Origin of the sequence: Paenibacillus sp. URB8-2, from assembly GCF_013393385.1 — a bacterium.
GTDB lineage: Bacteria > Bacillota > Bacilli > Paenibacillales > Paenibacillaceae > Paenibacillus_AQ.
In genome coordinates this window covers 2,813,803-2,826,013 of sequence record NZ_AP023239.1, presented here as the reverse complement: position 1 = coordinate 2,826,013, position 12,211 = coordinate 2,813,803, and the positions used below count along the sequence as shown (strand labels likewise).

Here is a 12,211-nt window from a genome sequence, read left to right as displayed (position 1 = left end):
TGGAATACAGCCTACCACCGCGTTTTACGGATGCGCCTAACCGGAGGTATGTTTTCACGACCCGGTGATGTCTTGTTTCCAGCGCGTTATATGTTTCTCCCAACGGACCAGCAGAAAGTTGACCAGCATGCCCAGAAGGATCAGGACAATTATGCCGGCATACATCTGTTCCACCTTGTAGTTCTGTTCGGAGGAGAAGATCAGGAATCCGAGTCCCTTGTCAGCCCCGAGCATTTCGGCCGCGACCAGTATGATAATCGAGCGCGAAGCACTGAGACGGATACCGGTAAAAATTGAAGGCAGGGCCGACGGCAGGATGATCCGGAAGAACAACGTCAGCGGCGAAGCGCCCATGGACCGGCCGGATTTGACCAACAGAGTGTCTGTCCGGTTGACCCCCTCCACCGTATTCATAAGAACAGGCCATACTGCACCCCAGAAAATAATCGCCACCTTCGACAGCTCGCCCAGCCCGAAAACCAGAATAAAAAAGGGATATAGCGCCAAGGTTGGCGTATTGCGCATGAACTGCATGACAGGGTCCAGCACCCGCTCGATTCTTGTCGACCAGGCCATCAGGAATCCTAACGGGATGGCGATCAGAACCGAGATTGCGAAGCCGGAGGCGGCCCGTTGCATACTGGCTCCGATGTCGGGCCACATCTGACCGGTGACGAGCAGTTGAACCAACTTATATATGACCCTGGTAAATGGAGGCAGGATGAAATCTTTGACCAGACCACTCCGCGAAACGGCCTCCCAGGCTACGCATACCGCGATGATCGCCGCCCATCTTTCGGGAGCGGACCTCAACCTTACCCAGGCTTTTTTCCTCATAATTGCCCCCTCCTTACCTCATCAGCTTATCAAGGCAAACGCTGCGGGATCATTTCAACGTATCGTTGAATTCGTTGGTGAAAATGTCCTCGGGCTTGACATCCTTCTTGATTTCGTTGAATTGGCTCAGAAGATCGATCCAGACCTCCACGGATTCCGGGTTGATTTCGCCATGGGCTGCGTAATGGTTTGCCCTGATTTTGGCCGGATCCATATCGCCTCTCTTCGCTGTAATCTCAATCGCTTTCTCCGGATTCGCATTGACAAAATCATTGGTCTTGCTGATCACATCGACGAAGCGTCTGACCACATCGGGCTTTTCCTTGATGAATTTATTGGAGAAATAGAGGGGGGTGGCGCCGCCGATGCTCTTCCAGATATCATAATCCGTGAAAACGACTTTTAGATTGCCGCGCTTGATAATGGTGGACGGATTCTCATGCAGACCGATCAGGTCGACCTCGCCCTGCAGCAGCGCCTGTTCCAGCTTGATTTCGGGGGCGGTGACAATTTCAAATTTGCCTTTGGGATCGGCAATTCCGTTCTTTAGGAGATAAGCGTAAGGCGTATACTCGTTGCAGCCTCCAAAGGCGGGAATACCCACTTTCTTGCCGACGATGTCCGCCGCAGACTTGATCGGGCTGTCTTTGGTCGTTACGAAGCTCATATGCGGGATTTCTTCGGTCGTCTCGGTTTGAGCCACAACCGCCTTGATTTTGGCTCCCGCGCTGATGCCGGCGATGGTGCGGTTGATGTGCGCGCCGCCCACATCGATCTTGCCCGCAACGACTGACGCCACGAGCTGTCCGGACTCAACGGCGCCGACATAATCGAACTGAAGTCCGGCTTCCTTCACGTAGCCGAGCTCTTCGGCCACATAATAAATGGAGATGCCGGTCAAATTGGTCGGGGTCGGCAGCCGGATAATATCCGGTCCTTTTACCGAGCTTCCCGCTTCCGCGGTACCCGCGTCTTTGCCGCAGCCTGCGAGCAGTGTGGATGCCGCAGCCAGCAGGAGCAGCGCCCTCAGCATGATCGGCCGCGCCGGTTTGATCCTCATTCTCTTGTTTCCCATGTCTTCCTATTCCTCTTTTCCTGTTACAGAATAGATCCTGCTTCAACGAGCTTTGGCAGGCCTTGATTTCTAGCCTTTGACGATGCGCTCCTTCCAGCGGGTCATCCGGCGTTCCAAACGGACTAATAGAAAGTTGATCAAGACGCCCAGGACAGCAATAAAGATAATGCCCCCGAACATTTCGGGGATGGCGTATCTTTCCTGATAATAGAAAATCATGAACCCGAGTCCCCGGTCGGCGCCTAACATTTCTGCGGCCACCAGCATCAGAATCGCGGTCGAGGCGCTGAGGCGGAGTCCGGTCAGAATGGAAGGCATCGCCATCGGCCAGACAACCTTGGTAAACAGCCCGATTCTGGAGATGCCCATGGATCTCGCCGATTTAATCAGCAGCGGGTCCGCCTCCCTCACCCCCGATATGGTGTTCAGCAGAATCGGCCATACGGTTCCCCACAGAATGATGGCAATCTTCGATGTCTCGCCCAATCCGAAAAACAGAATGAATACCGGATACAGGGCAAGCGTCGAAGTGTTACGGCATACCTGCAGCAGCGGATCGGCGATGCGATCGATCCGTTTGTTCCAGCCCATGAAGGTGCCGACGGGGATAGAGAAGGCCACTGCTGCCAGGAATCCCAGCCCCGAACGTTCCAGGCTTTTGGCGATATGCCGGAACATCTCGCCCGACTGAAACAGGCGCAGCAGACTTACGACGGCGTCGCTGAACGGCGGCAGCAGGAACGGATCGACAAGTCCGAGACGCGGCAGCGCCTCCCAAGCCGAGAGAATGAACAGCATAACGGCGGATTTCTCGACAGCGGCCTTCAGTATGGGGAGGACAGGCACTTTTTTGCCTTTGGGTTTTGGATGAATCCGGTTAATCGGATACGTCCGGAGCAGGATTTCATTGTCGATCTCGGGCATTTACTTTCACTTCCTTTCATTTTGTATTTATTAAAAAGGTCAAGCTCGCCGGATGGAGATCGGCTGCTTGACCTCTTTTGGAAAAGTGGGCTGCAGGAAATAACTGCACTCTTTACTCAGTAATCTTATCTTATTAGTCAGTTTTAAGGCGCAATTATAGACATAGCAAATCAAGTTTGAACCATATACGGTCAAAAAACATCCATGCTCAAATACCGCTCGCCTGTGTCGGGCGCCATGCACAACACCCTCTTGCCGGGGCCGAGCCTGTCCGCAACCTGCAATCCGGCCCACACCGCCGCACCGGATGAAGGGCCTACAAGCAGACCTTCCCTGCGGGCAAGATCCCTCATGGCCACGAGCGCGTCATCATCCGATACCTGAACAATCTCGTCGTATACACTGGTATTCAGCACGGTAGGAATAAAGCCTGGACCAGTTCCGACAAGCTTGTTAGGCCCTGCCTTCCCGCCAGAGAGTACAGGAGAGCCCTTTGGCTCGACTACGTAAATAGAAATTCCGGGAATCAAACGTCTCAGCGTTTCTCCGACTCCTGTAATCGTTCCCCCGGTACCGGCGCACGCTACGAAGGCGTCTAGCCTGCCTTCTGTCTGCTCCGCGATTTCCAGCGCCGTTGTCGTCCGGTGGCTGTCGGGGTTAGCGCTGTTCTCGAATTGATGAAGCATGAGACTTCCGGGAATTTCTTCATTCAGCCTGATGGCCCGGGCAATGGCCCCCTTCATACCTTCGGCAACCGGCGTAAGCACCACCTTCGCACCGTAGGCTTTCAATATACTGACTCGTTCGTTCGTCATATTGTCCGTCATGACAATAATCGCCGAGTATCCCCTGGCAGCGGCGTTCATTGCGATTCCAATTCCCGTATTGCCGCTTGTCGGTTCGATAATCGTGCTCCCCGGCCGAAGTTTTCCCGTTTGTTCCGCTCTCAGAATCATGTTGTAAGCCGCCCGATCCTTAACACTTCCGGAAGGATTGAAAGATTCCAGTTTAACGAGAACCTCCGCAACATTTTTTCTGGCCATTCGCTGCAATCTCACCACCGGTGTATTCCCGATCAGATCCGTAATGCTGTTCACAACATGCGCTCTTGCCATCCGATGCTCCTTCTTGTTAAAGACCGCTTCAGACGCCGACAATGGAAAATTCTCCTGATATGGAGCCCCGCTATGCATACGGAATTATAGATTGCCTGCTGCGGCCGGGGCGATCAGGCCGGATTCCAGCGCCACCAGTTGTTTCCCCCACTCGGCCGCCCACTGTCTTAACTCGCTGGTCTCCATAGGGGCCGGCACCTTGGACTCGGTATGGTTAATAATTTTTTGGGCGAGTGATTTATACACCTTTGCCTGATTGGAATCGGGATCCGCTTCGATGGTTGTCTTGCCCTGCAGTTCAGCTTGGGTCACCGAAACCGAGCGCGGAACATATTCCATCACCTGGGTATGGGTGCGGGCAACGAAATCATCCACGATGTCTTTGGCATAAGGAGCGTTAATGGAATTGGCTATGACCCCGCCCAAAAGTGCGCCGCCTTCGGTAGAATATTTATGAATACCTTTAAACAGGTTGTTGGCCGCATAAATTGCCATGAAATCGGCAGAGGTAACTGTAAATACATGTTCTGCAATGCCTTCCCGAACAGGAACGGCGAACCCACCGCAAACTACATCGCCGAGAACGTCGTAAATGACATAATCCAGATCTAATTCTTCAAATACCTTCTGCTGCTTCAGCAAAGATACGGATGTAATAATTCCCCGTCCAGCGCAGCCGACTCCGGGAGCCGGTCCTCCCGCTTCGACACAATAAATGCCGTTAAAGCCTTCAAATATAACATCATGCGCTCTTACAATCTGTTTATCCCTCAACGTATCCAGCACAGTGGGAATATACTCGCCGCCGCGCAGCGTATTGGTCGAATCGCTCTTCGGATCGCAGCCGAACTGCATCACCTTGTAGCCCGCCACGGACAGAGCCGCGCTAATGTTAGAGGTTGTTGTTGACTTCCCTATTCCCCCCTTGCCGTAGATTGCAATTTGTTTTATTTTTTTAGCCATTAATCTGCACTCCTTCTCTGTTATACACATTTTTAAGATTTGAATGGAGACACCGCCATACCATTATCCCCGGGGAAGATTATAACGCTGCCGATGAGGATAGCTGCTCGGCCAGCTCAAGCGGCGCTTGAACCGGAGCCTGCTGGGGTGCCGGTTTGACCGTGGCTGTCTCGCCTTGCAAAAGTTCCCATACCCTGTGACGGATCCAACTGAAGTCGGCCGTGGATTGCACATCCCCTACACGTCTGGGACGGGGCAGGGAAACAGGAACAATTTCGCGGACTCTGCCCGGATTGGGCGACATGACAACGACCCGATCGGCAAGAGCGACGGCTTCATCAATGCTGTGGGTAACAAACACAATCGTCTTTCCGGTCCGCTCCCAGATTTGCAGCAGCTCATCCTGAAGAGTCTCCCGGGTCTGGGCATCCACCGCCGCAAACGGTTCGTCCATGAGCAGAACCTCAGGGTCATACGCTAATGCCCGGGCAATGGCCACCCGCTGCTTCATCCCGCCTGACAGTTCATAAGGATAACGGTCGCCGTAGCCGCTTAATCCGACAAGCTCCAGATACCGGTCGCTGATGGCTTTTCGATCTTTTTTAGGAACCTTTTTGATTTCCAGACCAAATTCCACATTGCGGCGAACCGTTCGCCAGGGAAACAAAGCATATCCTTGCATGACGATCCCTCTATCCAGCGCAGGACCCGTGATTTTCTTACCATCAATGAACAACTCGCCTTCTGTTGGCACGGCAAGCCCGGCCAAAAGATCCAGCAATGTCGATTTCCCGCAGCCGCTCGGTCCTACTATGGTCAGGAACTCACCGGGTCTTACATTCAGATCCACATCCTGCAAAGCGGTAAATTCTTTCTTCTCCTCTTCCGTATTCCGCCGGATCGAATACTTGCGGGTTACCCCGCTTACTTTAATTTTCGCTTCAGTTTCAGACATCTCCATTTCCCCTCCCATTTAATTGTTCAATTAATCGCAAGCTATCCAATGCGGGCAGCTACACTGGCCGAATCGTCAATATACGTGAACGGGTCCTGCTCGTACCAGCTATCCCGGTAAGGCAGTCTCGTATTTTTGCCCAGGTTTTTGTTAAATGACGCATTTTTCAAAATACGGCTGACCCGCGTTGCCACTTCAAACACACCTTTGTATCCCAAGTAGTCGTCGCTTTGTCCGAACAACGGGAAGATCGGATATCCCTGCTTGGCTGCTGAGCCGTTAACGCCGATATGACCAACGAATAAGTCGGGAGTGATTTTGCTGAGCAAATTGGCCTGTTCGAACACTTGGCCCGAACCGATATTAAAGATCGCTTTTTCCGAATTAGGAACATCCTCCAAATATTCATCCAGGAGAATCTCGCCGTATTTGTCGAAGTGATAGCCCCGCAAGCCCAGGATCTCAAATCCGAGATTATGCAGCAGCTCCGCAGTAGTCAGAATCCGCACCTCGCCGCCGGTGAGAAACGCGGTCTTCCCTTTGAATTGGGCTTTAAACGGTTCAATCGCCTGTTTCAGCTCCGCCGTCTCGGCTGCAATCAGCTTCTCGGTCTGCTCCTCGATCCCGAAGAAGGAAGCGATATCGCGCAGCCATTTGTTGGTATTGGCGATGCCGATCGGAATGGTCCGCAGCACATAAGGTATACCGTACATTTGCTTGAAATGCTCTACAAAATAATCGTCATGCGTTGCGCAGATACTGACATTGAGAGCCGCTTCATGCGCATAGGTAAAGTCATCGGGGTGCGAATACGAGGGCAAAATCCGAACGTTGAGATCAAGCGCCTTGAGCAATCGCACCAGTTCTTCCTCATCGATACGGCTCATAGAACCAACATTGAGCAAATTGACCGTTTTGCTGATTTTGGCCTGATGTTCGATCTCTTCCTCCGGTGTACGGATGACCGCAGGTGTCGCGGTATTGTCCTCGCCCACTAAATTGCGGATCAGACCGTGATAAACGGAGTCATAGGCGGTTGCCTGAATTTTGGTCTTGAAGCCTTCGCAGTGGATCGGTACGATCTTGGCCGATACCTGCTTTTGCAAATCATCCAGTATCCCGTCAATATCGTCGCCAATCAAGGCAGGAACACAGCTGTTAAAAACAAGAATAGCGCTTGGCCTAAATTCACGCTCGGCTTTGAGTACGGCCTGCCGCAGCTTGGCTTCGCCTCCGCTGATCACATCCACCTCGCTAAGGTTGGTGTTAATCCACCGCAGGCCGACCGCCGATTCCTGGCGCAGCTTCTGAAATACTTTATTAATCCCGGCGTTCTGGATCAGGTTGCCTCCGCAGCCGATCGGGCTGTGAATCACCATAACCGCGTCGCGCATCGAGCTGATCATACCCAGACTGAGATTAAGCTGGCAGCCCTGGGTTTGAGAGAAGGTGCGCTTGCTGGCGTAGAGACAGCCTTTCTTTGATTCTGTGGACAGATCTCCGCAGGTTCCTCCGTAGGCCTGGCAAGCCATCAAGCGGTCTTCACGCACCGGTGGTACTTTATGTTTAATGTAATCCATTGAACAAGCCTCCTTGTTTTATACGAACAATGATGAGTTTCATTAACGATGAGCTACAACCAGACTGAGAATGTCCTCGGCAAGAGTAAGCCCGCCGGAATAACCGGCATATGCCCGGTTCAGCACCACCCGGTTGGAGATGGGATAAGTGACCGGCAGCAGCGGCACCTTGAACTGTTCCGCCGTATCGCGTTCCATAACGCTTCCGATAATGACTCCCGGGGCGAAGCCTTTGTAATATTTTTGACCTTGATTCTGCGGCCAGTGGCGGTTGATATAGCCTCCGACACTTGAGGCATCCTCATCGAACACAATTTCCGGACGAAGCCCGGATTCATATTCACCGAATGATGCCAGGACCCGTTCCTTCTGCTCTTCGCCCAGAATATCGGTGACCACAATCAGTTCAGGCAGCCAGCCCAGATCGTCTGAGAGGAACCGCGTCACGGCCTGCGTATAATTGGGATCGCCGACCACGGTGGCGTATCTCTGGAAATCGAGATCATTGTAAACATCCGCCAGACGCTCTAGGTAAGGATAATAAGCTTTTCTTTCTTCCTGGATCAATTTCTCGACCTTGATATCATCGACGCCGAGAGCTTTACCTACGGTACGAAGGAACCGCGAAGTCCCGTGATCCCCGATCGGCAAAGGAACCGTAATATAGGGGACGCCGTGCACTTCTTCAAATACTTTGGCTGCTTCGATTCCGTACGCATCCGAAACGACGATATTCAGGCTGGCTTTTCCGGAATTTTTCAGGTTCTCCAAAGTCTCGCCCTGGCCAAAGAAGGTATTGGTCTCATAACCTAATTTCTTCAACAAACTTTTCAATACGCCGAGGTTGCCTTTCCAGAACACATCCTGCATGGGAACGACTCCCCATAAATTCACTGTCCCGGCATCTTTGACCGGAGCCGGTTCCACAAAGTCGCGGAATAAGGTTTCCAGCACCAGCTCGTAACCGTAATAGGAATTCCCTTTAAAGCTGACCGTTTCCGCTGCCAGAACAGGTAATTTTTCACCCTTGAAACGTTTGGTTACCGCATGAACATTGTCGCCGATCATTTCGACCATGCAGCCGGTTACTACAAAATACAAATCCCCATCCATTACCTTCAGCGTGTTCTCGATCTGTTCCTGAAGCCGGCCTTCGCCGCCGAACACAATGTCCCTCTCGGATACGTTCGAGCTTGGGAGCGCCTGGCCGCCGCAATAATTGCCGCCGTTATACCCCGAAGCTCCGCTTAACGCTCCAGCCAGATTTCCGCCGCAGCCGGAAGAGGAATGAAGAATCGGAATGGCCCGGGGCAGTGACTGGATGGTGCCAATCGCGCCGCCAAGGGCGCATACATAACGCGGTCTTTCAATTACTTTACTCATGACAATCCTCCTGTCTGCGCCGGTTCCTGAAACAATACGGTGGATAAGTAGCGTTCGCCTGTATCCGGCAGCAGGACGACAATATTTTTGCCTCTGTTCTCTTTCCGTTTGGCCAGCTGAGAAGCTGCAAAAACGGCGGCGCCCGAAGAAATACCCACGAGCAGCCCTTCCGTGCGAGCCAAATCCCGCGCCGTATCCAGCGCTTCCTCATTTCGAACCTTGAACACCTCATCAATGACTTCCCGGTTCAGAATAAGCGGAACAAATCCGGCGCCAAGCCCTTGAATTTGGTGCGGTCCGGGATTTCCGCCCGAGAGTACCGGAGAATTAAACGGCTCCACAGCCACAATCTTCACATCCGAATTCCGTTCTTTCAGGACTTCTCCCACTCCGGTTATCGTCCCCCCGGTTCCGACTCCGCTGACAAAGATATCTACTTTGCCGTCCGTATCCCGCCAGATTTCCTCGGCGGTCGTCTGGCGGTGAATTTTGGGATTGGCCGAATTGTTGAACTGCTGCAGAACGAAGGAGTTCGGTGTAATTGCCGCCAGCGCTTCCGCCTTGCGGACAGAGCCCTTGATGCCCTCCGCTCCGGGTGTCAGCACCAGCTCGGCGCCCAGTGCCTTCAGCAGATTGCGGCGTTCCACGCTCATTGTGTCCGGCATAGTCAGGATCAGTCGATATCCGCGGGATGCAGCTACAAAGGCAAGGGCGATTCCGGTATTGCCGCTGGTAGGCTCTATAAGAACGGTTCCCGGCCCGATCAGGCCCTGCTCCTCGGCCTCCTTGATCATGGCGTAGCCGATCCGGTCTTTTACGCTTCCAGCCGGATTGAAGTATTCCAGTTTAGCTATCACCGATGCGCCAAGCTGCTTTTCCCCGTTGAAGCCCTTGAGTTCCAAAAGTGGTGTGTTACCAATGAGATCCGTCAGTTTACTTGCGATTTTCGTCATGTTTACGTTCCTCCATCTTAAATTTGCTAGGGCTTGCTAATAAAAAGAGACTTGACCCGACCCTAAATGGTCATGTCAAGCCTCCAGTGAACTGGTTGGCTAAGAGAGACTATAAGATTGCAATTGTGATAATAATCACAAAATATCCTATAAAAAAGGAAGCCAAGCATCCCAAATCTATTGGGGGCTCAGCTTCCGGGTAACCGGTCAGCCAGATTGCTTAATTCATATTATTTCCATGTGAATTAATGGATAACATGGATTATAGAATAGATCATTTACTCTGTCAATGAGGTTTCAGTAAACACAGGAAATTTTCAATATTTATTATCTTTATTTCAGCTTCCAGGAAGTGCGTATCTGCTCCCATTTCGCGTCCCGCGCCTGCATGATGGCTGTGATATCTTCGTCTTCCAGATGCTTAAAGCGCCCCTGTCTGCGAACATAATTCTCCACGGGAGCAAAAGATTTTGGATTGCGGTTAAGGCGGAACTCACCATTCTCGTATTCAGCAAGCACCCAGAGACCTGTATCCACCACCTCTTTCGCCAGATCAATGGTGACATCGGTTTCGGTTCCCCAGCCCGTCGGGCAAGGTGCATAGACATGGATGTACGATGTGCCGTCCACCTCGGAAGCCTTCTGGATTTTATTGATAAAATCCTGGATATAGCCTACGCTGGCCGTCGCGGCATAGTCGATTCCGTGTGCGGCAACAATCTCGAACATATTCTTCTTGGTTGTGACCGTGCCTTTAATATTCTCTCCGGCAGGCGTCGTCGTCGTCCGGGCGCCGAAAGGCGTCAGACCGCTCTTTTGAATGCCGGTGTTCATATAGGCTTCGTTGTCATAGCAAATATAGATGACTTTCTCCCGCCGGTCGATGGCGCCGGACAGCGCCTGCAGGCCGATATCCGCGGTTCCCCCGTCGCCGGCGATGCCGACAACGTGATAATCCTTCAATCCGAGCGCCCGGGCGCCCGCCGCAATGCCCGACATCATCGATGCCGTTCCGGCAAAAGTGGAGATAATGGCGTTGCTGTCGAAGCACAGCTGAGGAAAGTTGAACCCAACCGCGGACATACAGCCTGCTGGAAGCACGGTAAACGTCCGTTCGCCGAGCACCTTGAGAATATGCCTTACGGCAAGGCTTCCTCCGCAGCCCGCGCACGCTTTATGCCCGTAGAAAAATTCTTTGTCCGTAATCGTTCTCGCGTTAATTCTGACTTTGTTAACCACGCTCATCAATCGCGACCCCCAGACCCAAATACTGCACATTCTCCTGTGCGATCCCGTCCAATCCGTCCTGCAGGCGCCGATACATTTCCCGGATATGATCTTTGGAAATATCTCTGCCGCCAAGCCCGCCGATGAAGTTTAGCTTGAGTATTTCCGCCCCCGCTTTGGACAGCGCGGAGTTGACGTTCGTAAATACCGTACCTTCGTAGCCAAAGGAAATATCCTTATCCAGCACGGCTACAGCTTTGGCGTTCCGCAGGGCGGCAATGATTTCTTCTTCGGGAAAAGGGCGCATAAACCGGATCTTCAGGACTCCCACTTTCCAGCCTTCATTCCGCAGTTCATCCGCGACTGTTCTGCAGGTGCCGGTTACGCTGCCTACACTGACTACGATCAGCTCCGCGTCGTCGCAGCGGTAGGCTTCCGTCAGCCCGCCATAGCTGCGGCCAAAGATCGCCTGAAACCGTCCATCCGTCTCCGCAATAAGCTCTTTGGCGCGGAGCATTCCGCGGTGCTGGCGGAGCTTGAACTCCAGGTTGTTCCCCGGATTTGAGCTGAAGGCCATATTTTTGGGCGCGTCAAAATCCAGTTTATTAACCGTCTCATAAGGAGGTAGAAATTCGCGCGCTTGTTCCCAGGCGGGAATATCCACCAGCTCATAGGTGTGGGTCAGCACAAATCCGTCCAGATTGATCATCACGGGTGTCAGCACCTCCGGGTGCTCCGCAATGGCATACGCCTGGAGAACCATATCCAGCGACTCCTGAGCATCCTCCGTATACACCTGAATCCATCCGCAGTCCAGCAGTGACATGGAGTCCCGGTGGTCGCCGTAAATGCTCCAGGGCAGCGCAAGCGACCGGTTCGCATTCATCATTACGATCGGGAAGCGGCCGCCGCTGGCGTAATGCAGACATTCGGCCATATAGACCAGTCCTTGCGAAGAGGTCGAGGAGAAGGTTCTGGCTCCGACCGCGCTTGCGCCCATCGAGGCGGACAGCGCCGAATGCTCGGATTCAACGTGCATGAACTCCGCTTTGACGCTGCCATCCTCCACCATTTCCGCCAGACGTTCCACCACAACCGTCTGCGGTGTAATCGGATAAGCGGCGATAACATGCGGCGCCGACAGCCTTACGCCTTCGGCAACCGCCTCATTTCCGCACAAAAAAGCCCGTTGTCCCATG

11 protein-coding genes are annotated in these 12,211 nt (G+C 52.9%); all 11 read right to left on the bottom strand.

Annotated features, from left to right (window positions below; translation table 11 throughout):
* Positions 1-54: 54 nt before the first annotated feature.
* The 11 genes from PUR_RS12955 to PUR_RS12905 all read right to left on the bottom strand — a co-directional run bounded on the left by PUR_RS12955 (position 55) and on the right by PUR_RS12905 (position 12,210).
* Positions 55-837: an ABC transporter permease gene (locus PUR_RS12955; protein ID WP_197970087.1), complete on the bottom strand. Its 783-nt coding sequence runs from the start codon at positions 835-837 to the stop codon at positions 55-57.
* 49 nt (positions 838-886) lie between these two features.
* Entirely contained in the window at positions 887-1,912 is a 1,026-nt protein-coding gene (locus PUR_RS12950; protein WP_179035598.1) for an ABC transporter substrate-binding protein, read from the bottom strand.
* Between the two features lie 69 nt (positions 1,913-1,981).
* A complete protein-coding gene (locus PUR_RS12945; RefSeq protein ID WP_179035597.1) occupies positions 1,982-2,836 on the bottom strand; it encodes an ABC transporter permease in 855 nt (284 codons plus the stop codon).
* A gap of 191 nt (positions 2,837-3,027) precedes the next feature.
* Entirely contained in the window at positions 3,028-3,951 is a 924-nt protein-coding gene (gene cysK, locus PUR_RS12940; protein ID WP_179037899.1) for a cysteine synthase A, read from the bottom strand.
* 84 nt (positions 3,952-4,035) lie between these two features.
* Positions 4,036-4,914, bottom strand: coding sequence for a nitrogenase iron protein (gene nifH / locus PUR_RS12935; RefSeq protein WP_124694341.1), 879 nt, complete (start codon positions 4,912-4,914; stop codon positions 4,036-4,038).
* 79 nt (positions 4,915-4,993) lie between these two features.
* Entirely contained in the window at positions 4,994-5,869 is an 876-nt protein-coding gene (locus PUR_RS12930) for an ABC transporter ATP-binding protein (protein WP_197970086.1), read from the bottom strand.
* A 41-nt stretch (positions 5,870-5,910) separates the two neighbouring features.
* On the bottom strand, positions 5,911-7,449 hold the full coding sequence (locus PUR_RS12925) for a nitrogenase component 1 (protein WP_179035595.1): 1,539 nt from the start codon (positions 7,447-7,449) through the stop codon (positions 5,911-5,913).
* Between the two features lie 42 nt (positions 7,450-7,491).
* On the bottom strand, positions 7,492-8,832 hold the full coding sequence (locus PUR_RS12920) for a nitrogenase component 1 (protein ID WP_179035594.1): 1,341 nt from the start codon (positions 8,830-8,832) through the stop codon (positions 7,492-7,494).
* Positions 8,829-9,785 (bottom strand): cysteine synthase A, encoded by a 957-nt coding sequence (gene cysK / locus PUR_RS12915; RefSeq protein ID WP_179035593.1) that lies wholly within the window; start codon positions 9,783-9,785, stop codon positions 8,829-8,831. The genes PUR_RS12920 and cysK (PUR_RS12915) overlap by 4 nt, the downstream gene beginning before the upstream one ends.
* 333 nt (positions 9,786-10,118) lie before the next feature.
* A complete protein-coding gene (locus PUR_RS12910; RefSeq protein ID WP_197970085.1) occupies positions 10,119-11,030 on the bottom strand; it encodes a thiamine pyrophosphate-dependent enzyme in 912 nt (303 codons plus the stop codon).
* Positions 11,017-12,210 (bottom strand): transketolase C-terminal domain-containing protein, encoded by a 1,194-nt coding sequence (locus tag PUR_RS12905; protein ID WP_179035592.1) that lies wholly within the window; start codon positions 12,208-12,210, stop codon positions 11,017-11,019. The genes PUR_RS12910 and PUR_RS12905 overlap by 14 nt, the downstream gene beginning before the upstream one ends.
* Position 12,211: the final 1 nt, after the last annotated feature.